The sequence below is a fragment of the Paenibacillus terricola genome, from assembly GCF_014779765.1.
Classification (GTDB): domain Bacteria; phylum Bacillota; class Bacilli; order Paenibacillales; family Paenibacillaceae; genus Paenibacillus_T; species Paenibacillus_T terricola.
The window spans coordinates 291,187-316,478 of sequence record NZ_JACXZA010000006.1 but is presented as its reverse complement, the minus strand read 5'-3'; the positions used below and the strand labels follow the sequence as shown (position 1 = coordinate 316,478).

Sequence of the window (25,292 nt, the reverse complement as noted above, 5' to 3'; positions counted from 1 at the left end):
AATCGATGTAGAACAAAATCTTCATTTAGACGGCAAGTGTCTGGCGTTCGTCCCGACTAAATGTTGCAGCAGACGATAGTAAGTATTTTATTGAAAGGAGACACCTGCTATGGAGCAGACCGTTACCATACAGAGATCATTTCGGCCATGACAGCTTCGGCAATTTATGGCGCAGCGCTTCATTGGTTAACAGTTGGGAAATATGATCGGACCGATTTGCTACTAAACATGGTTCGTCCCTATGTTATGAACGGTCTTAAGCTGAATCGCAATTGAGAGAAATATTTATACGACTCATCGTAATAAATAATTGCGGCTTTTCAAAAAACATTAATTAGACTACTATTAAATTAGATAAGTGTCTAAGGAGTTGTTGCTAAGTGATAGCCGTTCTACCTGACAGATGGGGGTCTAATAATCTCGCATTTCTAAAAATATCGGAAAACGAAATAAGGGAAGTACGCTTCTATTTAAACAGTCAGTCTATTAATCTGTGGGACGGAAATGAATATAATGCCAATCAAATCGAACATTGGATTCGCAAGGGAGATTTGCCCCCTGAAGGAAATAAACAAAATTATCGGTTGTTTACGGTTCGACGTAACAGTCGCAATGAAATAATCGGGATTTTAAGCGTGTACCATGGTTATCCCCGAAGTGATTCAGCTTATCTCGTCTTTCTGTATATAAGCAGGGAACAACAGGGCCTCGGATTTGGTCAAGAAGCGGTAAGTCAATTGTGTATCGAGCTCAAGAAACGGGGATATAAGGAAATCAGGGCAAATGTAGCAGTTAGAAACTGGCCTGCAATCAGGTTCTGGACGAAGGCAGGTTTTAACGGAATAAGCGGAATCTACGGAGACAAGGTTCATTCGGATAGCACGTATGCGAACTTGGAATTATTCAAGTTATTATAATTTGTTGATCTATCGGGTACGTTCAATAACGCAGCCTGCCGGAAGGATCCGGCAGGCTGTTCGACTACTATCAAAAAGCATGTTCCTTAATTAGAGGCTTCTAGGCACATCCGGTACATCTGACAATACCGTGCATTCCCGGAACGCGAAATGCTTGCACCCCTTACACGCATGGACGTCGATTCGAGCGAGGGCATAATCAATGGCATCGCCCGTACGCTCGAAGAAGTGTTGCTCTCCGATAATGGCTTGCAAACCGGTCTTCTTGAATACGTCCAGAGACTGCGGTTGAGCGCCCGAGATTAGAACAGTTCCGCCTGTTCGCTTGATATCGTTAACCAATCGGGCCAGCTTAGATTCGCCTGTCATATCTACATAGGGTACTTTCGCCATGCGTATAATGACCACTTGAAGGTTGGGGAGAAGCGCGTCGGCCATCGATTTCTCGAAAATATTGGCGGTGCCAAAAAACAAGGGACCCTCCAGGCTGAAAATGCTGATCTGCGGACAATCATGAGCTTCGCTAACCATATAGGCTTTCACCTTGGCGCGTTTGTCCGCGATGTCGGGCAGTACTTTGGATACGTTCAGCGACTCGCTCATTCGCTTCATGAACAGAAGCACAGATAAGGCCAGGCCGACTTCGACGGCCGTCGGCAAGCTCGTGAGCACGGTCAGTGCAAAGGTAATCAGCAGGACGATCGAGTCGCTTGTTCTCGTCTTGAGGATATGGGCAAACTCCTTGCGTTCGCTCATATTCCACGCAACCAGCATCAGAATGGGAGCCATGCTGGCGAGCGGGATATTCGAAGCGTAAGGGGCAAATAGAATAAGGACAAGGAAAACGACAACGCCATGCACGATGCCGGAAATGGGAGACGCTGCCCCGTTTCTAATATTGGTCGCTGTTCGTGCGATGGCGCCGGTCGCCGGAATTCCGCCGAAGAGAGGGGCGACGATGTTCGCGATGCCTTGCCCGATCAGCTCGCGATTGCTGTTATGGCGGGTCCCGGTCATGCCGTCGGCCACAACGGCCGATAGCAAGGATTCGATGCCGCCGAGCATCGCGATGATGAACGCAGGCTGAAGCAGCGTCCGCAATCGATCCCATGTTAAATCCGGCATATAAAAATGGGGCAGCTCGCTCGGAATCGCTCCGAATGAGGAACCGATCGTTGCGACATGCCCTTGGAAGAACAAGGCTGCGACAACGCTGGATGCGACGAGTCCCGTCAAGGAGCCCGGTATTCTAGGCAGCAACCTCGACGTTAGGAGAGCAACCGCTAGACAGATGGCTGCCGTGATGACGCTGTAGCTATTAACGGTCGCCAAGTGCCTTGCAATTTCCTGCATGTTCGCAATAAAAGATTCATGATTCTTCATGCCTCTCAGACCTAATAAGTTCTTGATCTGACCGCTGAAGATGATGACAGCAATTCCGGCTGTGAATCCGATCGTTACAGGACGAGGAATAAATTTGATCAATGCTCCAAGCCTGAATATGCCCATCAGAACAAGGATAATTCCGGCCATCAGTCCAGCCAGCAATAAATTGTCGTAACCGTATTGCAAGACGATTGCGAACAGAATGGGAATAAAAGCGCCAGTCGGACCTCCAATTTGAAATCTCGAGCCTCCGAGCAAAGAGATCAATATCCCGGCAATGATCGTGGTATAAATGCCGTATTCGGGTTTGACTCCAGACGCAATAGCAAACGCCATCCCTAATGGAATGGCGATAATGCCGACGATGAACCCCGAGACGATATCCTTGCGAAAGGCAGCTGCATGATAGCCCTTGTATCTACCCATCCATTTCATCTGTTCGCCTTCTATTCTCATATATTTGATTATTTGAATATATAGAAAATGTACCTCTGACCACTGCCGTAGTCAAACGCTAGAATTCGAATGGTTTCCCCGAAAATGGGTGGTTAAAAGCAAAAAACAAGGCTCTCCTTGAAATTGCTCATGGATACCCTTGTTTTAAAGGTTATTGCATCGGTTATTGCTCATTTCGAATGACCTCAAGCAGCGAAATGGCGTCGACGAGATGATTGTCGAATATCTGCTTGGCGACGGCCAGCAGGTCCTTAATCAACGGATCTCGCAAGGAATATATGACCGAGGTTCCATCTTTTATGCCGCTCACTACATTTTTATTGCGCAGCACGGACAGCTGCTGTGAAACGGCGGAGCCTTCCGAACCCAGAATGCTTTGCAATTCATTGACGTTTCGATCGCCTTCGCTTAGAACTTCAAGTATTCGTATTCGCATGGGATGAGCTAATGCTTTAAAGAAGTCGGCTTTAAATTGATGAATAGTTTGATACTGATTCATAGCGCAATGCTCCTTAACACCAGAACTTTAGAATATATAGCTATAATAGCACATTTCAAATCACACTTCGTGATTACGAATTAGCCTGAGCATGAATTGTTATTTGTTCGAATCTATTTTATAATACATGTTATATTTATATTTTTGAATATTTGATTTTTTGAAGAGTGGAGGGGGAGCAATGCCGACCCTTATTCCTGACGAACAATCGAAGCCCGGTTCAGACCAACTCCTGAGCATGAGCAGAAAGGCCGTGATCGAGATTGGCGTCCACGCGTTGAACGAGATCGGTGCCGGATCGATTTGCAGCGTTTGCATCAAATACGGGGGCTCTTGCTGTATCGGTTGTCGACATCTTGTGAATGGAATTGGATGTACGACGCGCAATACGAGCTGTACGGCATGGTTGTGCGGCTATCTCAAATATTTGTTATATGCAACGAATCAACTGGAGGAATGGAATGGCTTTTGGAGGCAAGTTCCGGGTCAAAGCTATCGCGAAGATGATACGCCGGAATACGTAACGGTGGACAAGTCGCTGCACCTGCGCTCAATCGCTAAACTTAGCGAAGCATTGGCTGCTGATCTGCAGGAGTTGGCAACGAAGCATCCAGCGATAGGGTTCATCCATACGCTCCGGGATAAGATCGATAAGAACATCGACCAGTTGAATCATTGCAAGAATGATCCGAAGCGGCGGAAGAGAATAGAGAGAAACATAAAAGCATTGTCCAGTCCGTTTCGTCGTTTCCAGATCGAATTGGATGAATGCCATAAGAGGATAGGAGAGAATGAATGATGTCGGAAATTCCGAATTGTCCTGCATGCGGCTCCGCGTACACATACGAGGACGGATTGTTATTGATTTGCCCGGAATGCAGCCATGAGTGGCCCAAAGAATCGGAAGCGAAGAACAGGGAAGACAATGAACCAATCAAAGATTCCAACGGGAATGTATTAAACGATGGCGACACCGTGACCATCATCAAAGATCTAAAAGTAAAAGGGTCCTCATCTGTTCTGAAAATAGGCACGAAGGTGAAAAATATCCGCCTCGTTGACGGAGATCATAATATTGATTGCAAAATCGATGGTTTCGGTGCGATGAAATTAAAGTCCGAGTTCGTAAAGAAAGTATAACTAGCTAGCTATATAGGGGTATGATTACCCTAAATGACTAAGGGCACCCGCCGGGTGCCCTTAGTGTCTTTGTTATGGGCAAACCGAATGACCATGTCCAACAACAACCACGATTCGGCAGGCTGTACAACTACGGTTACACGGGTTGTTGGGAGCCTGTTGAAGGCGCTACACTTAGTCCTACTCACATGTTAGATGCTCTCTCAAGCCCTCGCTTTTCTCACAATGATATCTCCAACATAACAGACTCTCGCATAAGACCTATCACGATTCAAATCGCGCTTATTGAATTCCATATGAAGGGAGGTGGTCGGTGTCCGAATAAGGCGCCGTACAATTTGGCATGCGCCGTGCACGAGGATATAGGAGTTATATGTAAAGACAAAGCTTGACAACTTAATTGTTTCGGAAGGAGATATTGATGAGAATGAATCGAAAGTGGTTATCTCTGTTGTTGACGCTTGTGCTTCTAGTGAGCTTGATCCCGGTATCACCGATATTTGCGGAGAAAAATGTAAGCGCTTCGAATAATCCTGTTATTTGGGCGGATGTTCCGGACCCCGATGTGATCCGAGTAGGTAATGCCTATTACATGACGAGCACGACGATGCATATGAATCCCGGCGTGCCGATCATGAAGTCGTACGATCTGATCCATTGGGAGATCGTTAATTATGTCTACGATGTGCTCGGAGACGATGAGAAGCAGACGCTGAGCAGCGGACAGAACGAGTACGGCAAGGGCTCGTGGGCGAGCAGTTTGCGATATAACAATGGCAAGTATTATGTGACGTTCAGCTCGTCTACAACGGGCAAAACGTACATTTTCCAAACGACGGATATCGAGCATGGTCCTTGGACGAAGTCTGAGCTTGGCTTTCATCATGATATGTCGCTCTTGTTCGATGATGACGGGCGAGTCTATCTTGTAGACGGCGGCGGCGATATTCGAATTACCGAGCTGAACGCGGATGCGACGGCCGTTAAGCCGGGCGGTCTCGATCAAGTCATTATCCCGAATGCAAGCCTTGCTGCAGGAAACAATGTCGGATTGGCGGCAGAAGGCTCGCATATTCAGAAAATCAACGGCAAGTACTACGTCTTCCTGATTACGTGGCCGACGGGCGGCATGCGTACGGAGCTGGTGTTCCGTTCGGACTCGATTGCAGGACCTTACGAGGGCAGAGTCGCGCTGCAGGATCAAGGCATCGCGCAAGGCGGCATCATCGATACGGTGAACGGGGATTGGTATGCGCTGCTGTTCGGCGACCGCGGCGCGGTCGGACGGATTCCGTATCTAGTGCCGGTCACATGGACGGACGGCTGGCCTGTGTTCGGTGCGGGCGGCAAAGTGCCTGCAACGATCGACACGGGGCTGCCATCGAACGGGATAACGACTACGAAGATAGCTGCGTCGGACGAGTTCTATCAGAATGCCAGCCATGCAGCGGCCTATCACACGGTTGTGAAGCCGAAGGCAAGTGTTAGCACGCAACCTGCTCCGTCCAGCTCCACCGGCGGTACAGAAATTCTGGTGAACGGCGGCTTCGAGAATGAGCAAGACGCATCATGGGTTGGGAGCTATGGCGCGGCGGTTGCCGCGACGGATACCGAACATAGCAGTGGTTCGAAGGCGCTGCTCGTATCGGGCAGGACGTTAACGGGCGACGGTCCGAAACAGGTGACGACGGGCAAAATCCAAACAGGCGTCACCTACCGCTTCTCCGCTAAGGTGAAATATACGAGCGGTCCGGACACGAAGCCGTTCAACTTCGACATTCAGCATGGTCCGAGCTGGCAGGGCATCAAGATCCTTGGCTCGAAGACGATCGCGAAGGGCGAATGGGGCACGATCGAGGGGACGTATACGGTGCCTGCCGATGCCGATATTTCGCAAACGTTTATTTTCATCGAGACGCCTTGGGTGCAGACGCCGGATCCTACGAATGATCTGATGGATTTCTATGTCGATGACGTGTCCATGCTCGACACCTCGGTGTCGGAGTTGATCGATAACGGCAACGCGGAAGCAGGGCTAGCGCCTTGGATGGCGAATGGCGCTGCTGCGGCATCCTTGTCCGACGCAGAGCATTACAGCGGAGCTTACAGCATCCTGACGACCGGACGGAAGGCGACTGGCGACGGTGCGAAGCAGGTCATTACAGGCGAGGTGACGGCAGGGGCGACCTATCAATTCTCGGCTAAAGTGAAATATACGAGCGGACCGGATCAGAAGCAATTTAACTTCGATATTCAGAACGGTCCAAGCTGGCAGGGCATCAAGATCCTTGGCTCCAAGACAATCAAGAAGGGCGAATGGGGAACGGTAGAGGGAACCTACACGCTGCCGGCTGATGCGGACATTTCAGAGACGTTTATTTTCCTGGAGACGCCTTGGACGGGGACACCTGATCCCGTGAACGATCTTATGGATTTCTATGTCGACGACGTCTCGTTCGTTCAGAAAGCACTGCCTGCTGCAGTATCGGCGAAGAATGGCGAGAATGACGATAATGGTTCCAATCTGGCGCTCGTCTGGCAGTGGAATCATAATCCGGACAACAACAACTGGTCGCTGACGGATCGGCCGGGCTATCTCCGACTGACGACAGGCCGGAAGAGCACCACTCTTCTAGATGCCCGCAACACACTTACGCAGCGGTCTTTTGGGCCGGAGAGCTCAGGTGCGATTGCGGTTGATGTCAGCCGTATGAAGGATGGCGATTATGCGGGACTGGCTGCGCTCCAAGCGAAGTACGGGTTCGTCGGCGTTAATATGGCAGGCGGCACGCGGTCGATCGTGATGGTGGACGGCAGCGGAGCAGCGCCTGTTGAGGCGGCTTCCGTACCACTCGCGCAGGACCGTGTTTATTTCAAAATCGATATGGATTTCAAAAATCAAGCGGATAATGCAGCCTTCTACTACAGTCTGGACGGCATCACATGGGTGCGGATCGGCAATGCGCTTCACATGCAGTATACGCTGCCGCATTTCATGGGCTACCGGTTCGCGCTGTTCAACTATGCGACTAAGGCGACTGGCGGTTATGTCGATTTCGACTATTTCCGAATCAGCGATAAATTGACGGGCGCAAGTGCGCCTGCCGCGGTTCTTCAGGCCGATCTAGGCGATGTGAGCGATGTCGTCGGCGTGCCGAACATGACGCTTCAGGTGCCGATTACGCTTTCCGCGCTTCCGAAAGGTAAGTACAGCTCAATTAACGCATCCTTTAGCATTCCGAAGGAACTCTCCGTGTCGAATGTCGTGTTTAACCCTTCGAACATAGCCGGGTCTGCATCCTATACGTATGCGGACCATCGGCTGCAGATCAAGCTGGATGGAAATCAAATCCATGTGAAGGGCGGATTATTTGCGACCATCATGCTGAAGGTGGAGGCATTCGCGACGTCCGATCACACTGCATCAATCACAACCGATTATATCAATGTCGAAGGCGGAGACGTCGTGTACGACGTGCAGCAAGCAGTGGCCGAAATCGGACTAAAGCAGTTGAATACTGGCGCTATCGGCAAGCTGCCAGGTTATTCGAATCCGTTGATGAGCCACAAATTCGGAGCCGATCCTTACGCGCTTGTCTATAACGGACGCGTCTACGTCTACATGACGAACGATGCTTATGAGTATGATTCGAACGGCAACATCAAGGATAATACGTACGGTCAGATCAAGACGATTAATGTCATTTCGTCAGCCGACATGGTCAACTGGACCGATCATGGCGCGATCCCGGTCGCAGGAGCGAACGGCGCTGCGAAGTGGGCAGGATTGTCATGGGCGCCAGCCGCAGCGCATAAGGTGATCGATGGCAAGGATAAGTTCTTCCTTTACTTCGCCAATGGCGCAGGCGGAATCGGCGTATTAACGGCGGACAGCCCGACCGGGCCTTGGACCGACCCGATTGGCGGCCCTCTCGTTTCCTTCGCGACAGAAGGAGTTGGCGGAGTGGTATGGCTGTTCGATCCGGCTGTTCTGGTTGATGATAACGGATCCGCATACCTTTATTTCGGCGGAGGTATTCCGAATAACCCGACAGCGGAACAAGCCGCTCATCCGAATACGGCAAGGGTGATTCGATTGGCAGATGATATGGTCCATACAGTAGGCGCTGCATCGGCAATTGATGCGCCGTATATGTTCGAGGACTCGGGCATTCACAAATATAACGGCAAATATTACTACTCGTATTGCTCGAACTTCGCGGGCACGCATCCTGACGGCATGCCGCCGGCAGGCGAGATTGCTTACATGGTGAGCGACAGCCCGATGGGACCATTCACGTACGTGGGATCCATTCTGAAAAATCCAGGTGCATTCTTCGGAGTCGGAGGCAATAACCATCATGCGATCTTCGAGTTCAACAACGAATGGTATGTCGTCTACCATGCCCAGACGTTGAGCAAGGCTGCGCTTGGAGAGGGCAAGGGCTATCGTTCCACGCATATCAATAAGGTTCAAATGTACGAGGATGGTTCGATTAAGAGCATTCAAGCCGACATGGAAGGCGTCGCGCCTGTTGCGGCCCTTAATCCGTATCAGCGCACAGAGGCTGAGACGATTGCCTGGCAGGCTGGCATCGCAACCGAGCCGTCTACCGCACCAGCTGGTTCATCATCGAATATTAACCTGGATGTAACGAATATTAGCAATGGCGATTGGGTAGCGGTATCTAATGTAGACTTTGGGGACAAGGGCGCTGCATCCTTTACTGCGAATGTCGCCGGCAACGTTGGCGGAAAGATTGAGATTCGACTCGACAGCCCGATTGGTCAAGTGATAGGTACGCTGAATGTGAAGTCGACCGGCGGTGATCAGAGCTGGAAGCTGCTGCAAACAGAGGTTGCTGCGGTAGGCGGCGTTCACAACGTGTTCTTGATGTTCCAAGGTGGGGATGGCAGCAAGCTGTTAAATCTGGACTACTGGCAGTTTACGGCTGCTGGTTCGCGTAAGTGAGCAGCTTGACGAACAGTAAATACGAGGTAGTCTCGTATCAGGGAGAAGCAAGATGGCTGTGCCGCAGGCTGCGAAACGCAAGAGCAGTGACTGCGATTATCGTTCATCAGGTGTTGTGACCATAGCGTCTAGCGGTTCAACGCAGGAAGCCCGATCCCTGAGCAAATGACAGCTGCAGGGGTCGGGCATTTATATTTCTCCGGAACGAAACGCGCTGCTCTATTCACAGGGTATTGACCAGCCCTTCCGTTTCACCTTCGATTAATAATCGTACATTCGTGGTAATACTGGTGTAACTATTACGTATACTTTCTTTTAGGCGAGGTGAGTCCATGAATCTTGCGAACAAAATAACGGTTGTCCGAATCGCAATGATTCCGCTGTTCATGCTTGTATTCCAGCGCTACCCGGCGTGGCTGGAGGATCGGCTCGGCATCTTTCACTACATCAATCAGTATGGACTGTACTGGGCCGTCGGGCTGTTTGTTCTGGCGTCCGCCACAGACAAGCTGGACGGTTACATCGCACGCAAATATAACATGATCACCAATCTAGGCAAACTGTTGGACCCGCTCGCTGACAAATTGCTTGTATCGGTGGCACTTATCATGATGGTTCAACAGAAAATGATTCCTTCATGGATCGCGGTCGTCATTATCGGGCGGGAAGTGATGGTGTCCGGGCTGCGCATTCTGGCAGCGGAGAAGGGTGTAGCGCTTGCTGCGGACAGACATGGCAAGCTCAAGCTGGTGCTTCAAGTCGTCGCGATTACAGCGGTGCTGCTAAACAATTATCCGTTCGCGTTCCTGATCGACTTTCCGATTGATCTAACGATCATGTTCGCGGCGGTCGTGCTGACGATCTACTCAGGCTATCAGTGCGTGAAGAACAATTATCGCGAGCTGCAGCTGGAGTGGTGAGAGACATAGCAAGACCGAGCAGCAAGCTGCTCGGTCCTATTGTCATCGGCTAAGCGGTACGCCGTATGAAGTTACATGGCTGTTATCGACAGCCGCTTTCTTCTTCCGCTTAGGCAGTTGACCGAAGAACACCGATGCGAACGGCAGCCAGCGGGCGGATATGCCAACGATGAGCCATGCGCCGCCTAACGCAAGCACGAATCCGCCAGCGTACCATAGATGGACGAGCAGCGAATTGCCCGTGTGCAGCGGGAAATGGCGATACGCGAGCAGCAGCATCGGATGGAGCAGATAAATGCCGAATGACAACGTGCCAAGTCTAGTTAGCGCACGCACAAGCGGTTTCGAGCCATTGCGTGCGATAAGCACCGCAAGTCCGAGAAGTACGACCGCACTCGTGATCGTATAGGCATTCCACAAGCACTCGAATAGCAGTGAGTTGTATTGCGCATGGTTCAGGCGAGACTCATACCAGACCCATACATGCGCGAGTCCGGTTGCCAGCCAAGCGCCGACCAGCGCACCGCCAGCCATCAGCGCAATGGGACTAGCCTGACCGCTTCGGCTGGCCAGCCACTGCTTGATGCGTGGATATTGAATGCCAATGAACGCTCCTAACATATAATATGAGAAGTAGGAAGGAGCCCAGCTGCCTTTATTCGCGATCTGCATGCCGTATTTGTTCAAGATGACGAATCCCCATTGTACGGTTAGACCAATTGGAACGGCCCATTTGACGAGATTAGAACGCTTCTGGAACAGCCACAACGTCAGCGGGAACAGAATATAAAACTGCACGTTAATGAACACGAAGTACAAGTGCGTGTAGGCTTTGCCAGTCAGCACCTTAATGATGAAACTATGCATAGCGTCGCCAAGCGACTGATCCGGGTAATAAACAAAGTGCGTCGCGATCGAGTACAGGATCGAGAAGACCAAGTACGGAATAAGAATGCCGACCGCTCTTTTGCGATAAAAAGACTTCAGCATCCCTGCTCCGATCGGACGGTTCATATAGTTGTAGAACAGCACGAAGCTGCTAAGAAAAATAAACGTTGGCGTCCCGAATTTTGCCATAATATTAATGAAATTATACAGCCAGTAAATCCCCGAGTTTTTCATTTCGACGGTTGCATTCGAGGTGGAGTGTACGCAGAGTACGCCGACAATGGCAATCGCACGCACGAGCGGGATTTCGGGAAGCCTGTCCCTTCGATCGAGCTGTACGGCGGTATTCGCAGGTTGTGCGGACATAAGTAAGCTCCTTTTGTATGATCTTGTTGGGTGGCAGATTGACAGTCTGCTCGTTATTTCTCGGATGAGCTTAGTCTGAACCAGAAATCTGAATTGTCGCTGAGCGTTGTCTGAATAGATACGGAAATGTCGATTTTTTTCAAAATTGTTTGCACGATTGCACGGGCGGCACGTATAATTACGCTAATGACTTTAGGCGCGGGAAGGTGCGCTATAATCGGCATAGGATTGTGTGGTGTCGATATTAGTAGGAGGGAAATTAGCATGCAGTACTTGAGCACGAGAGGCAATGTTAATGGAATCGGCTTTATTGATGCTTTTCTGATGGGATTGGCGACTGACGGAGGTTTGCTGGTTCCGGAACAAATTCCGAATGTATCTGCCGAGACGCTGAAGGCGTGGTCGAAGCTGTCGTACCAAGAGCTGACGCTGGCGATTCTCGATCTGTATACGAATAACGAAATTCCAGCGGACGATTTGAAGAAGCTTGTAACCGATAGCTACGCAACGTTCCGTCATCCAGAGGTAACGCCAGTAACGAAGCTGAAGGACAAGCTGTACTTGCTGGAGCTGTTCCACGGACCAACTTTTGCGTTCAAAGATATCGCCCTTCAATTCATGGGCCAACTGTACACGTACGTTGCGCGTACACGTAATTTGAAGATCAATATTCTCGGCGCAACGTCGGGCGATACAGGCGCCTCGTCCATTGAGGGCGTTCGCGGCAAAGAAGGCATCAACATCTGCATCCTTCACCCGCATGGCAAAGTGAGCAAGGTGCAAGAGCTGCAAATGACGACGGTCGCTGAGGACAATGTGCTGAACCTGTCCGTTCATGGCAACTTCGATGATTGCCAACGCATTATTAAAGATCTGTTTGCAGATCTCGATTTCAAAGCTAAGAACAATCTGTGTGCCATCAACTCGATCAACATCGTGCGCATCATTGCACAGACGGTTTACTACTTCTACGCTTATTTCCGCGTGCAAGAGCAGGAAGCCGGCGGCGCAGAGAAAGTAAGCTTCAGCGTTCCATCGGGCAACTTCGGCGATATCTTCGCTGGCTACCTGGCGAAGCGTATGGGCTTGCCGGTTGACCGCCTTATCGTTGCAACGAATGCGAACAACATCTTGGAGCGTTTCGTGGATACGGGCGTTTACAAGCCAGACAACTTCCGCATGACGCATAGTCCATCGATGGATATTCAAGTTGCGAGCAACTTCGAGCGTTACCTGTATTATGTACTGGGCGAAGATACGGCAGCGATCGAAACGATCATGAACGAGTTCCGTAAAGAAGGCAGCCTGTCCGTAAACGAAGAAACGCTTGCGAAGGTTCGTTCCGAGTTCGGCGCTTATGGCGTAGACAACGACGAGTGCCTCGACACGATCAAGCGTTTTGAGTCGGCGAGCGGCTACATCCTTGATCCGCACTCCGCTTGCGGCGTTGCAGCAGCTGAGCAGCGCGGTGCAGATGGCGTTATCGTCTCGCTCGCAACGGCGCACCCGGCGAAGTTCGACGAGGCTGTACAGCTGACGGGCATAAAGCAAACGTTCCCGGCGCAGATCGAAGCGCTGTTCAACAAACCGCAAAGCATGAAGATCGTAGATGGCGAAACGTCGATTATTGCAAATGAGCTGGTCGAGTTTTTCGGCAGCCGCTAATAGATAGGATTGAGTAGAAGCCCGCGTCCAAGACGCGGGCTTTTTTCGTGTTTTTATATTTTGGGGTAACAGCATCTAATGATGGAGTTAGCATTGTTTATATATTTCCAGGTTATTTACAAATAGTAGTTTACATGGGAACAAGTGTACGGTAATATTTGGATATGGAAGGAAAGAGTATAGGTGATTGGATGAGCGTTCTGCTAGCTCAAACTCACAATATGAGAGGGGAGCCACAATGAGCGAGCAAGTTGTCGAGATGAAGCAGCCTTTACTTATGGATTTAATGACGTTATACCTTCCAGCGAAGGACCCCTATACGACTGCGAAGTGGTATGTCGACATCTTTGGATTCGATCCGAATGCATCGCAGCATTCGCCGCTCCAAGAAGGAGCGGGTTTAGTTGTGCTCCATACGGCATCTAGTCTGACATTGTTCTTCGTTCGATCCGAGGATAAGCTGCCGCTTAACTTCAATAACAACGAAGGTTATAATCACGCTGCTCTGCTGTTCAGAGTGAAAGACGCGGAGATCGAGGAGCTCTATGCGCGATTGATTGAGCATGGAGTGCCGCTAGCGAACGAAGCGATCCAAGACCGCGGCGGATGCGGCCGGGAGATTGCGTTCTATGATCCGGACGGTCGTAAGATTGAGGTAAACACTTACGGTACCTGGTCGTCTCCAACGACGAATGAACCAAGGGTTGAGGAACAAACACAGCCTTTTCTTATGGACGTCATGACATTGTATCTTCCCGCTAGCAACCCTTATGCTGCTGCCAAGTGGTACGTCGACATGTTAGGATTCGATCCGAATGCATCGCAGCATTCACCACTCAAGCAAGGGGCAGGTTCTGTTGTGCTTCATACGGCTTCCGGAATGGAATTGTTCTTCATTCAATCCGAGGACAAGATGCCTCTAAGCTTCAATAACGATGAGGGGTATAATCACGCCGTTCTTCTGTTCAGGGTGATGGACTCCGAGATCGAGAAGCTTTATGCGCGATTGATTGAGCATGGAGCTGGATTAGCCGCAGATGGGATCAATGACCGTGGTGGCTGCGGCCGGGAGATCGCATTCTATGACCCGGATGGACGTAAGGTTGAGATTAATTCGTTTGGTACGTTTTATTAAGTGACAACTCATATATTCTGAAATGGAGAGATCCGAATGAGCTGCTAACAAATAACCGCTCCGCCTTCCTTGAGACTTAATCAATAAGGAGCGGAGCAAATGACGAACAAACATGTAAGCTATAAGATTTTACCTATAGAACTGCTATCAGAACTCCAGAAGTATGTGCAAGGCGAGCTGATCTATATCCCTAAACCTTCCGGATCACGGACGAGATGGGGAGAGAACTCCGGATACAGAGCACGAATCCATGAGCGCAATAACGAAATTACATGCAAATATAAGCAAGGTATTCCACTAGATCATCTTGCAGAAGAGTATTGTCTCTCGTTGGAGAGCATTAAGAAAATTGTATACCGAAAGCAGTAGCCAATTACCCTGGGCATCATTTGATGCGTCGGGGTTTTTGTCGTGTATACAATTTTTTTAGACAATTCTCTCTATATTTAAGATCAGGTTTTATCTGTATATTGAAAGTGCAGTTCCCGCTATATAAAGAATTGGGGGTCGAAATCAATTGTCCGATTTTTTGCGTCGAATAAATGAACATATAGTGATCAGGCAGGCAACTATTCACGATCTTCCGTCTCTTGCATCTTTTTATAGCGAAGTGGATCATCCGGATCAAGCCGTATGGATCGAAATTATGATGGATGGACGGCATCCGTATACACGGCCGGAACATTTTATCATTGCATGGGATACGAAATCCAATGAGATAGCAGCTTCAGCAATCTTTATGCCTTGGGTGTATAGCTATGAGCAAATCGAAATTCAAGTTTCCCGGATCGAACAAGTGTTTACGAGACCTGCGTATCAAGGGCAAGGGATTATGCGCGGCATAATGGATGAGATCCATCGGTTAAGCAACGAACGAGGCGATGATATGCAAGTCGTCTTCGGCAAGCCTGTTTTCTACCGCCGATTCGGATATACGCTTTCTCTTCCGAATGAACAGGAAGGTCGTGCCGTTACGATTAAAGCTTCAGATAAGATGGCCGAAGACGAGGAACCAATTTATAGAATTATCGATATAAGCGATCAGGATTTGCCTTTTGTCGCACGCCTGTATACGAGGATCTACTCCAGGTACATGATTTGTTTGGCAGCGGATGAGGTGTGTTTCAATTACGCCAAGAACATTTATCCGAATGAAACGATTCGTCTGATCGTAGATGATAAGAACAACGCAGTCGGGTTTCTAATGTATGGAGGAGCTGCTTCTGTGTATGGTTTGGAGCTAGCGGAGGAAGTATCCTACTATCAAGTCCGGAAGTCTATTCTATCTGACTTTCTAAGCAAAGGAATCCGAGAAATCAATCTTAAGTTAGGGCCTGCACATCCTTTCTATCAGGTATTAGGAGATTATAACCAGAGCTGCCTCCCAACAGTCTCAGGATATGCACGGATTCCAGACATCAGCCGATTCCTTATGCGTATTCGCAGCGTTCTTGCAGCTAGGCTGGCCAGCTCCTCTTATGCGCATTACAGCGGGAGCATCCAATTAACCTTGCATAACCAATTTGAAGGCTATCATTTAGAGTTTGTAGACGGGGAATTGATGAAGGTAGATTCGGTGTCAGCTGAATATGGGAATGTACAAATTGCAAGAGACTTTCTTGTGCAGATCCTATTAGGCAGGAAAGCAGTGGATGAGCTGACGCAGGAGAATGCTGAGGTGTATTTTGACAATAACGATCTGCGAACTCTATTTATGATTTTATTCCCCAAGAAAGCATCCTATATTTTATCGCTGAATTAGAATCTATTAGAATCTGCATCGAAAAAAGGCTGATTATCAAGGGGGTATAGTCCCTCGGATGATCAGCCTTTCGTATAGCACTACCTATTGCTGCTCCGCCGCATGGCTTAGCGTCTCGATCGTCACATCGGTCATTCCCGTATCTGAGAAGGAAGGAAGCTTGTGGCCATCGGCTGCTTGCAGCAGACGCGCCACGATCAGGGAGCCCCATTCCTGTTCGTATTGCGAGACGGTTGCGGTTAGCTGCCCGTTGCGGATGGCGTCCTCGATCTCCGGCATCATGCCGAAGGTCAAGGCATGGCGGCTTAATCCCATCGCCTTCCACACCAGTACAGCTGCCGATACGGACAGCGGGTCCAGCGCGATAAACGCGTCAAAATGCGGATGGTCATCAATCATTTGCTCCAGATCGGTCTGAGCCGTTGCTTCGCTGCCATCGTTGTAGCGGACATCGAGCACTTGAATTTCGGTGTAGCTCTCCAAGTAATGGCGAAGCCCTTCGAGCCTTTTGTTCAGGCTGTCCATATGAGAGGTACCTGTCTCGACCAAAATCATGCCGCGCCCGCCGAGCAGCCCGTCGAGCAGGCCGCCCATCCGCTGTCCGGCGAGCCGATTGTCGGCGCCGATGAATGACAGACGCCGGCTGTCAGGCGCATCGGATTCGAAGCAGATGACGGGTATGCCAGCGGCAATCGCTTTGTCGATGACCGGCCGCATCGCTGCGGCATCGATTGGGTCGACGGCAATGCCGTCGACATGACGGTTGATCATATTCTCCATCATTCGAATTTGCTGCTCTGCGTTCGCTTCGTCCGGCGCCTGTACGAGCAGCGTCACATGCTGAGGTCCGGCAGCCTGCTGCGCCTGCTCCGTAATCGTCTCATAGAACGGATGGGCGAAAGGATATAGGATACCGAAGGTAAGCGCCTTGCCATTGCTGCTATCCACTGCTGCCGGCTTGTTCACACTTGTTGCGGATTTCAACGATGTACCTGTAATGGAGGCAACGCCATCCCCACCATTCTCGTTGGCTCCTCCCCAGCAGCCCGTTGTAAGCAGCATAACGATTGCAGCAACCAACAGGCTGTGCAAACCCCGCCGTACCACCAGCCGCCGTTCTCCACGACGCTGTCCATTCGTTTGCTGCCAAGAACGCTCAACCCATCTATCGATCAACATGCTGCTCACGCCCCGTCACGCTTCTCTTGCGAAAATCGCGCGGCGTCATGCCGGTTGCCTTGCGGAACACATTGGAGAAATAGTGGGCATCGTTATAACCGACCTTGAATGCAACCTCGTACGTCTTATCGTTCGTCGCCAGCAGCAGCTCCATCGCTTTGCGGATGCGCATCTGCATGACATACTCGATGAACGTTTCTCCCGTTTCCTGCGCGAACACTTTGCTGAGATGCGAAGGGCTCATTCGCACATGCGCCGCCGCATCCTGGAGCGACAGCTTATCGTCGCCAATGTGCGAATCAATGAATGCCTTAACGTCTCGCAGTTGGTCGCTGTAACGACCCGCCGCCTGCGCGCGCCATGTCCAGAACTGCTCCGCCACAAGCAGCAAATATTGCACGGCATCGTCCGTCGACCGCACCGTCGCCAATGCCTGCGTGAACCGTTGGTTCTCCTCGGCCGTCAGCTCTGGGCTTCGGAGCAGCTCGCGCGCAGCCTGCCAGCACTCGACCGTCAGATCGTTTAATGCATAACGCCCATAGCTTGCCGCCGACCAGTCGATGCCGCGAAGCGGGGAGAGGTAGCCGCGGATGTACAAGTCCGCCTCCGCCTGAACGCCGACCTTCAGGAAAGAGACGAATCGTTGGCGATCCAGATGCACGTGTGAGGGAGCTGCCCCCGTTGCATCGAACCCGACGCTCACGCCCATCCCATCAACCCCATGTCCAGTAATGGCCAGACGCTCGCCACCACCAGCCGGGCCAACGACATCGCGCTGCGATGCGAGCCGATTCGCAAGCTTCTCCAACCGCTCGCGATCTTGGCGCTGGCGGTCGATCTTGCAGCTAACCTCCTGCAGCAGCTTCACGATGTCAGCGGCGCTGACCGGCTTCAGGCAGTAATCCTCGACACCGAGACGAAGCGCCTCGCGCGCATATTCGAACTCGTCATGACCGCTCAAGATGATGATCTTCATCTCGGGATACTTATCCCGCACGATTCGGCTTAATTCCAGTCCATTCATGAATGGCATCTTAATATCGGTAATGAGGATGTCCGGTACATGCTGATCGATAAGAGGCAACGCCACTTCGCCGTCCGGTGCATCTCCGCAATAAGCGAACCCTTCCTGCGTCCACGGAATGCAGTCGCGGATATTCTCGCGAATCAATATTTCGTCGTCAACCAGCATCACTTTTTTCATAGATTGCCCCTCCCATGCGGTGCGGAATCTTTAAGATGACACGCGTGCCGGCCTGCGTCTCGCTGTACAGCTCAACGCCATAAGCTTCGCCATAGTACAGCCGGATGCGCTGATGCACATTGTGGAGGCCGAAGCCTCCCGACACTTCGTCGCCGGTTTTCTCCGGCAGACGACCCTTCGACAGCAGCTCGCGAAGTTCCAAGAGCCGCTGCTCGGTCATGCCGATGCCGTCGTCCTCGACGGCCAGCAGCAAGCTGCCGCTTGTATCCACGTTTGCGGCGATCGTGATCATGCCGCGTCCGCGCTTGTTTTTGATACCGTGATAGAGCGCGTTCTCGACGAGCGGTTGGAGCGTCATTTTGAGCAGATGAATATGCAATAGAGAGTCCGGCACCACAATTTCATAGTCGAGAATATCGCGGTACCGCATCTGTTGGATAACGAGATAGCTGCGTACGTGCTCTAGTTCCTCCTTCAGCGTCACCCATTCCATCCCTCTGTTCAAGCCTATTCGGAAGAAGCGGGCCAGCGCCTGCACCAGCCGGATAACCTGCTCGTTCTTGCCAGCCTCGGCCATCCAGATGATCGAATCGAGCGTGTTGTACAAGAAGTGCGGGTTGATCTGCGCCTGGAGCGCGCGGAGCTCCGCCTTCTGAATGTTCTCGCGCTCCTTGATGCTCTGATCGAGCAGCTCGCGGATTTTGCCAAGCATAATGTTGAAGCTGTTGCCGAGGTCTGCGATTTCGTCGGACCCGGTCGGCTTCACCTTCGCTTCGAGATAACCGCCTGCCGCTTGGCGCATTTTGTTCATGAGCACTTGGACAGGGCGGGTGAGACGTGTCGTCACGAAGAAGTACAACGAAATCGTAAAGGCTAGACTGAGCGTGACGCTAAGAATGATAAGCTGCCGAATTTCATCGGCGTCTCTCATAAGCTCTTGCAGCGGGACGAGGCCAACGATCTTCCAGCCGGTCAGCTGCGAGGTGGAATACATAACGAATAAGGGCTTGCCTACGGAACGCTCGACGAAGCCCTCACGATCGGCGGCGAGCCGCGGACCGAGATCAGCAGGCTGGAATGGAAGGGCATCCGGCTTGACCGCGGAAGGCATGAAGATGGGACTGCCTCCCGAACTCGCGACATAGAAGTAACCGGTCTTGCCGATCAGACTGTCATCGCAGAACTGGCGGACGATGCTGTCGTCCAGATCGATAACGATGAAGCCGATTACTTCCTTCGTAATGCGCTGTTTAATCGTCGCCATAATGGAGATCACGTTGCGTCCTTCATATTGGAAGCCGTCGACCCGATCGAGCGACAATGCTTCGGAAGGGGGGACGTTCAGCACCAGATCCGGCTCGCTCAGCAGCTTGACGAAATGCGGGTTGCGCAGCGGATTGCGCTCCAATTGGAACACGCCTCGGCGTTCGCTGATGCCCCGCCCATACAGATTGACCATGGATATGTTTAATACATCTTCATATTTGTATGTTTCACGGTACAGCTCGAACGTGCGCAATATCGCTTTGGCATCCTCGTATGTATCGCTCTGGGTGAAGAGGAAGCGCAGCACCTGCGGGTTTTCCTCCAGTTCGAGCAGCTTGCCTGTATCTCGGAACAGGCCGTCAATATCCCGCGCGAGCCGATCGGCTTCGAGCAGAGCGGACGCTTTGCCGTGGCCCGATATGGTCGCGAACGATTTCTGATAAGAGACGAGGCCGACCGCAATCATCGGAACCGACGAGATCAGAACGAACATGACGAGCAGCTTCGCGCGAAGACTGGACCATCGCCATCGGATCAGCTTCATAGATGGTGTCGTCCCTTCTGTTATGGATCAGCCTAATGATAACAAATTTGGGTATGCAATAGACTGTAAACGCAATCATTTTCGCCTAAAAACACAAAAAATCCCCCATTCGCCCCCGTTGACCCGAAGTTCGAACAAGAAAATCAGCTTATTGCACAAAATAATCAGTTTTTCAGCTCGGGGACGTCCGCACAACTCCATAAAAAAACGAACGAAACTCGCGTGAATCCCCATATAATCGCGTGATGTAAGCGTTCTATAATGAGCTCACACCAATTAGGTGACCGATTATTAAGGGGGATTTGAACGTGAAGAGAAGAACCAAAATGTGGGGACTGCTCACACTGACACTGCTCATGCTGGTTGCCACGGCTTGCGGCAAGAGCGATGACAAGAAAACGTCAGGGAGCGCAAGCGACATCTCGCTAGGCTTCGCACAGGTAGGCGCGGAGAGCGGCTGGCGTACGGCGAACACGAACTCGATTAAAGATTCGGCTGCAGAAGCGGGCTTCGATCTGAAATTCTCCGACGCGCAGCAGAAGCAAGAGAACCAAATCAAGGCCATTCGTACGTTCATTCAGCAAAAGGTTGACGTTATCGCATTCTCGCCAGTCGTTGAATCCGGTTGGGATACGGTATTGAAAGAAGCGAAGGACGCTGGCATTCCGGTCATCCTGACGGACCGTGCGGTTGACTCGAAGGACGAATCGCTGTACGTCACGTTCATCGGCTCCGACTTCGTCGAAGAAGGCAAGAAAGCAGGCCAATGGCTGGCTGACCAATATAAAGACGCATCGGCTGACGTAAACATCGTCGAGCTGCAAGGAACGACAGGCTCCGCTCCGGCAATCGACCGCAAAGCAGGCTTCGAAGATGCGATCAAAGGCAACTCCCATCTGAAAATCATCGCTTCCCAGACGGGCGACTTCACGCGTGCTAAAGGTAAAGAAGTTATGCAGGCGTTCTTGAAAGCAAATCCGAAGATCGACGTACTGTACGCTCACAATGACGACATGGCGCTTGGCGCGATCCAAGCGATCGAAGCAGCAGGTCTGAAGCCTGGCATTGATATCAAAATCATTTCCGTCGACGCTGTTCACGATGGCGTTCAAGCTGCAAGCGAAGGCAAAATCAACTTCATCGTCGAGTGCAATCCGCTCCTCGGACCACAGTTGATGGACGCTGTACGTGACGTTGTTGCCGGCAAAACGCTCGAGAAACGGATCGTAACGAAGGAAGGCACGTTCACATCCGAAGAAGCGAAGGCAGCGCTGCCTGACCGCAAATATTAATCGCTAACAGCCACTTGCGAAAGCCGCTTCGGTACGATTTATCGGACGAAGCGGTTTTTGCTTGCGGCAGAGAGGAGGAACAGGAATGGCACAACAATCGGTGACAGAGCCTGTCCTGAAGCTGACAGGCATCCATAAACGGTTCCCCGGTGTGCGAGCGTTGTCTGGCGTCGATTTTCGATTATTTCCCGGGGAAGTACACGCGCTCATGGGGGAGAATGGAGCAGGCAAGTCGACTCTTATTAAGGTATTGACGGGCGTCTATTCGATCGACGAAGGCATGGTTGAGATGGAAGGGAAACGGCTCGTCGTGCACAGTCCGCAAGAGGCCCAGGCTGCAGGCATTAGCACTGTGTATCAAGAGGTTAATCTATGTCCGAACTTGTCCGTCGCGGAAAATATTTATATCGGCCGCGAGCCGCGCCGCTTCGGCCGAATCCAGTGGAAGGAAATGAACCGCCGCGCCTCACAGCTGCTCGAAGAGCGGCTCCATCTTCGCGTCGATGTGACGCTGCCGCTCAGTGAGTATCCGGTCGCGATTCAACAGTTGGTCGCTATCGCGAGAGCGATTGATATCCAAGCGAGAGTGCTCATTCTTGACGAGCCTACTTCCAGCTTGGATCGCGGCGAGGTGGCCAGACTGTTCGAAGTTGTGCGCAAGCTTCGCGGAGAAGGAATGGCCATTCTTTTCGTTACCCACTTCATCGATCAAGTGTACGAGATATCGGATCGGATTACGATTTTGCGCGGCGGAGAGTTAATTGCAGAATATAAGGCGTCTGAGCTGCCTCGACTGGAGCTTGTGTCCCGCATGATCGGCAAGGAGCTGACGATGTTAGACGAGCTGCCGAAGACGGCAGGCGAAACGCGCGCATCGGATACCCAGAGCGCGATCGTAGCAGCAAGCGGTCTCGGCCGCAAAGGGGCGATCGAGCCGTTCAATCTATCGATCGGCCGCGGAGAAGTTGTCGGCCTTGCAGGGCTGCTCGGCTCAGGCCGGACGGAGCTTGCGAGATTGTTGTATGGCGCCGACCGCGCTGATCAAGGCAAGCTGCAGGTGGAAGGTGCGGGCAAGGGCGGCGTTCATTCGCCTCGCAGCGCGATCGATGCAGGCTTGGCCTTTTGTCCGGAGAACCGGAAGACAGAAGGCATTATCGAAGATTTGACCGTTCGCGAGAACATTGTCGTGGCGCTGCAGGCGACGCGCGGCTGGTTCAAGACGATTTCGCGTAAGCGGCAGAACGAGATTGCAGACGAATATATTAGGACGCTTAATATTCATCCGCCGAACCCGGAGCAGCTCGTGAAGAATTTGAGCGGCGGCAATCAGCAGAAGGTCATTCTCGGCAGATGGCTGCTGACCCAGCCGAAGCTGCTCATTCTCGACGAGCCAACGCGTGGCATTGACATTGGGGCCAAGGCAGAGATACAGCGGCTCGTGCTGACGCTGTCACGCGAGGAAGGAATGTCGGTGCTCTATGTATCGTCCGAGCTCGAGGAAGTACTGCGGGTAAGTGACCGCATTGCGGTGCTTCGCGATCGGGTGAAGGTCGAGGAGATCGACAAGGATGAGATGGATGAGCAGCGCATCATGAAAGCAATCGCAGGAGGTGAAGGAGCATGACCGCGGATTCGAAAGGGCGTTATTCGTCAGGCAGTCAGTCCAGCTTGCTGAGCCGTGCCTATAAGCATCATTTGTTCTGGCCGCTGGCGTTGTGGATCGCATTGTTGTTGTTTAATTTGTTCTATTCGCCGTCTTTCTTCAAAGTGGTTGTACGGGAAGGACATCTTTATGGCAGCTTAATCGATATTCTGAACTTCGGTGCGCCGCTCATGCTCGTCGCAATCGGCATGACGACGGTTATCGCCACGCGCGGCATCGACCTGTCGGTCGGCTCGGTGGTCGCTATTGCAGGTGCGCTTGCATGTCAGATGATCAGCAAAGGCTCGGATCAGAACGCGTTATCCCTTGTCCTCTACGCTATTGTGATGGCGCTTGTCCTGTCGGTTGCGCTTGGCCTTTGGAACGGTCTGCTCGTATCCATTACCGGCATTCAGCCGATTATCGCGACGCTTATTCTCATGGTGGCGGGACGCGGCATCGCGCAGCTTATTACAGACGGGCAAATCATTACGGTGTCGAGCACGCCGTATCAATATATCGGAGCGGGCTCGCTTGCGGGACTGCCTTTCTCGATCTTCCTCGTTGCGATCGTATTCGCGATCTCGGCGCTGCTGACCCGTCGTACCGCACTTGGCTTATACATCGAATCGGTTGGCTGTAATCCGGAAGCGAGCCGTCTGGCTGGCATTCGGGCGAAGACGGTTATGATCATCGTCTACATGTTCTGCGGTCTGTGTGCGGGTGTTGCAGGACTGATTCTGAGCGGCAACGTTGCGAGCGCGGACGGCAATAACGCAGGTCTATGGATCGAGCTTGATGCCATCCTCGCCGTCGTAATCGGCGGGACTTCGTTGACGGGTGGACGGTTCTATCTGACCGGCACCATTGTTGGCGCCTTGATGATTCAGACGCTGACGACAACCATCTATTCCGTTGGCGTAAGACCGGAGGTAACGCTGGTTGTGAAGGCAGTCGTCGTTCTTGCGGTATGTCTCATCCAGTCCGAGTCATTCCGTAAAGCGATCATTAGCCGGTGGAAAACGCGGCGTTATCCAGCAGAGCGGGAGGTAACGCGTCATGCTTAAGCGACAGCATCTGCCGGTGGCGGCTACTATTGCTTTATTCGTCCTCATGTTCATGATGGGCTCATTCCGTTATACCGGATTTTTCTCCATGCAAGTGTTGTTGAATCTGCTGATCGATAATGCGTTCTTGCTTATCGTGGCGATCGGCATGACGTTCGTTATCGTCTCTGGCGGCATTGACCTGTCAGTCGGCTCGATGGTTGCGCTGACGACGATGATGTCCGCAGGCTTGCTGCAGCAGGGTGGTTGGCCGGCATGGGCGGTCATTCCGTTCGTGCTTGCAGTTGGTTCGCTGTTCGGTGCTGCAATGGGGGCGCTCATTCATTATTTCAAAATACAGCCGTTCATTGTGACACTGGCGGGGATGTTTCTCGCGCGGGGCCTATGTTATGTGATCAGCATCAACACGATTACGATTAACAATGGCTTCTACACCGATATGGCGCAGACGAAGATTCGTTTCGGTGATAATTTCGTATCGCCAAGCGTTATTATCGCATTGGTCGTGCTTGCACTCGCCATTTATATTGCGCACTATACGCGGTTCGGACGGACGACCTATGCGATTGGCGGCAGCGAGCAGTCGGCTCTGCTTATGGGTTTGCCAGTCGCACGCACGAAGATCATGGTGTACATGTTCAGCGGCTTCTGCTCTGCGCTCGGCGGCGTCGTATTCACGTTCTACATGTTGTCTGGTTATGGCTTGCATGCGGTAGGGCTAGAGCTTGATGCAATCGCGGCTACTGTCATCGGCGGCACGCTGCTCACGGGTGGTGTCGGCTATGTATTCGGCACGTTCGCAGGCGTGATGATCTACGGTGTCATTCAGACGCTGATCGTGTTCCAAGGTACGCTCAGCTCATGGTGGACGCGTATCATTATCGGCGTGCTTCTGTTTGCTTTCATCGTGTTGCAGCGGTTGTTCACGATGCGCAGTGACCGCAAAACAGGCAGCGTCGAGAAGATGGCGTAAGGCAGGAATTAATAGAGAG

At 51.6% G+C, this 25,292-nt stretch carries 19 protein-coding genes; 13 read left to right on the top strand and 6 right to left on the bottom strand.

All coding sequences use genetic code 11. The features are described from left to right. Positions 1–380: 380 nt before the first annotated feature. Positions 381–917, top strand: a complete 537-nt coding sequence (locus H8B09_RS23150) for a GNAT family N-acetyltransferase (RefSeq protein ID WP_191205953.1) — start codon at positions 381–383, stop codon at positions 915–917. Between the two features lie 90 nt (positions 918–1,007). On the opposite strand, the gene H8B09_RS23145 is transcribed toward H8B09_RS23150, so the two are convergent. Continuing rightward, complete coding sequence (locus H8B09_RS23145; protein ID WP_191205952.1) at positions 1,008–2,738, bottom strand: SulP family inorganic anion transporter; 1,731 nt, start codon at positions 2,736–2,738, stop codon at positions 1,008–1,010. Between the two features lie 184 nt (positions 2,739–2,922). Beyond that, complete coding sequence (locus H8B09_RS23140; RefSeq protein ID WP_191205951.1) at positions 2,923–3,258, bottom strand: ArsR/SmtB family transcription factor; 336 nt, start codon at positions 3,256–3,258, stop codon at positions 2,923–2,925. Positions 3,259–3,439: 181 nt separating this feature from the next. Here H8B09_RS23140 and H8B09_RS23135 point away from each other — a divergent pair, with 181 nt between their 5' ends. From H8B09_RS23135 to pgsA, 4 genes are all read left to right on the top strand, one after another. Then, on the top strand, positions 3,440–4,057 hold the full coding sequence (locus H8B09_RS23135) for a hypothetical protein (RefSeq protein WP_191205950.1): 618 nt from the start codon (positions 3,440–3,442) through the stop codon (positions 4,055–4,057). Continuing rightward, on the top strand, positions 4,057–4,398 hold the full coding sequence (locus H8B09_RS23130) for a zinc ribbon domain-containing protein YjdM (protein WP_191206092.1): 342 nt from the start codon (positions 4,057–4,059) through the stop codon (positions 4,396–4,398). Before H8B09_RS23135 ends, H8B09_RS23130 begins: the two co-directional genes overlap by 1 nt. A gap of 427 nt (positions 4,399–4,825) precedes the next feature. After that, positions 4,826–9,370 carry a family 43 glycosylhydrolase gene (locus H8B09_RS30665; RefSeq protein ID WP_224753902.1) on the top strand — a complete coding sequence of 1,515 codons (4,545 nt, stop codon included), beginning with the start codon at positions 4,826–4,828 and terminating at the stop codon, positions 9,368–9,370. 332 nt (positions 9,371–9,702) lie between these two features. Beyond that, positions 9,703–10,290 (top strand): CDP-diacylglycerol--glycerol-3-phosphate 3-phosphatidyltransferase, encoded by a 588-nt coding sequence (gene pgsA, locus H8B09_RS23110; protein ID WP_191205949.1) that lies wholly within the window; start codon positions 9,703–9,705, stop codon positions 10,288–10,290. Between the two features lie 42 nt (positions 10,291–10,332). On the opposite strand, the gene H8B09_RS23105 is transcribed toward pgsA, so the two are convergent. Next, on the bottom strand, positions 10,333–11,544 hold the full coding sequence (locus H8B09_RS23105) for an acyltransferase (RefSeq protein WP_191205948.1): 1,212 nt from the start codon (positions 11,542–11,544) through the stop codon (positions 10,333–10,335). Positions 11,545–11,808: 264 nt separating this feature from the next. Between H8B09_RS23105 and thrC the strand changes: the two genes are divergently transcribed. The 4 genes from thrC (at position 11,809) to H8B09_RS23085 (ending at position 16,106) form a co-directional block, all read left to right on the top strand. Continuing rightward, positions 11,809–13,209 carry a threonine synthase gene (gene thrC / locus H8B09_RS23100; protein WP_191205947.1) on the top strand — a complete coding sequence of 467 codons (1,401 nt, stop codon included), beginning with the start codon at positions 11,809–11,811 and terminating at the stop codon, positions 13,207–13,209. A 238-nt stretch (positions 13,210–13,447) separates the two neighbouring features. Beyond that, positions 13,448–14,344, top strand: a complete 897-nt coding sequence (locus H8B09_RS23095) for a VOC family protein (protein ID WP_191205946.1) — start codon at positions 13,448–13,450, stop codon at positions 14,342–14,344. 99 nt (positions 14,345–14,443) lie between these two features. Then, positions 14,444–14,713 (top strand): CD3324 family protein, encoded by a 270-nt coding sequence (locus H8B09_RS23090; RefSeq protein ID WP_191205945.1) that lies wholly within the window; start codon positions 14,444–14,446, stop codon positions 14,711–14,713. A 148-nt stretch (positions 14,714–14,861) separates the two neighbouring features. After that, positions 14,862–16,106 (top strand): GNAT family N-acetyltransferase, encoded by a 1,245-nt coding sequence (locus tag H8B09_RS23085; RefSeq protein ID WP_191205944.1) that lies wholly within the window; start codon positions 14,862–14,864, stop codon positions 16,104–16,106. Positions 16,107–16,190: 84 nt separating this feature from the next. Here the strand turns inward: H8B09_RS23085 and H8B09_RS23080 are convergent, their stop codons facing one another. From H8B09_RS23080 to H8B09_RS23070, 3 genes are read right to left on the bottom strand one after another with little or no spacing between them, the layout of a single operon-like run. Beyond that, complete coding sequence (locus tag H8B09_RS23080; protein ID WP_224753901.1) at positions 16,191–17,285, bottom strand: sugar ABC transporter substrate-binding protein; 1,095 nt, start codon at positions 17,283–17,285, stop codon at positions 16,191–16,193. Further along, positions 17,272–18,489, bottom strand: a complete 1,218-nt coding sequence (locus H8B09_RS23075; protein WP_191205943.1) for a response regulator — start codon at positions 18,487–18,489, stop codon at positions 17,272–17,274. Before H8B09_RS23075 ends, H8B09_RS23080 begins: the two co-directional genes overlap by 14 nt. Beyond that, complete coding sequence (locus H8B09_RS23070) at positions 18,467–20,299, bottom strand: sensor histidine kinase (RefSeq protein ID WP_191205942.1); 1,833 nt, start codon at positions 20,297–20,299, stop codon at positions 18,467–18,469. Before H8B09_RS23070 ends, H8B09_RS23075 begins: the two co-directional genes overlap by 23 nt. 308 nt (positions 20,300–20,607) lie before the next feature. On the opposite strand from H8B09_RS23070, the gene H8B09_RS23065 reads away from it, so the two are divergent. From H8B09_RS23065 to yjfF, 4 genes are all read left to right on the top strand, one after another. Continuing rightward, positions 20,608–21,591 carry an ABC transporter substrate-binding protein gene (locus tag H8B09_RS23065; protein ID WP_318152712.1) on the top strand — a complete coding sequence of 328 codons (984 nt, stop codon included), beginning with the start codon at positions 20,608–20,610 and terminating at the stop codon, positions 21,589–21,591. 85 nt (positions 21,592–21,676) lie between these two features. Beyond that, positions 21,677–23,215 carry a sugar ABC transporter ATP-binding protein gene (locus H8B09_RS23060; protein WP_191205941.1) on the top strand — a complete coding sequence of 513 codons (1,539 nt, stop codon included), beginning with the start codon at positions 21,677–21,679 and terminating at the stop codon, positions 23,213–23,215. Continuing rightward, positions 23,212–24,300, top strand: coding sequence for an ABC transporter permease (locus H8B09_RS23055; RefSeq protein ID WP_191205940.1), 1,089 nt, complete (start codon positions 23,212–23,214; stop codon positions 24,298–24,300). The genes H8B09_RS23060 and H8B09_RS23055 overlap by 4 nt, the downstream gene beginning before the upstream one ends. Then, positions 24,293–25,273 carry a galactofuranose ABC transporter, permease protein YjfF gene (gene yjfF, locus H8B09_RS23050; RefSeq protein ID WP_191205939.1) on the top strand — a complete coding sequence of 327 codons (981 nt, stop codon included), beginning with the start codon at positions 24,293–24,295 and terminating at the stop codon, positions 25,271–25,273. The genes H8B09_RS23055 and yjfF overlap by 8 nt, the downstream gene beginning before the upstream one ends. Positions 25,274–25,292: the final 19 nt, after the last annotated feature.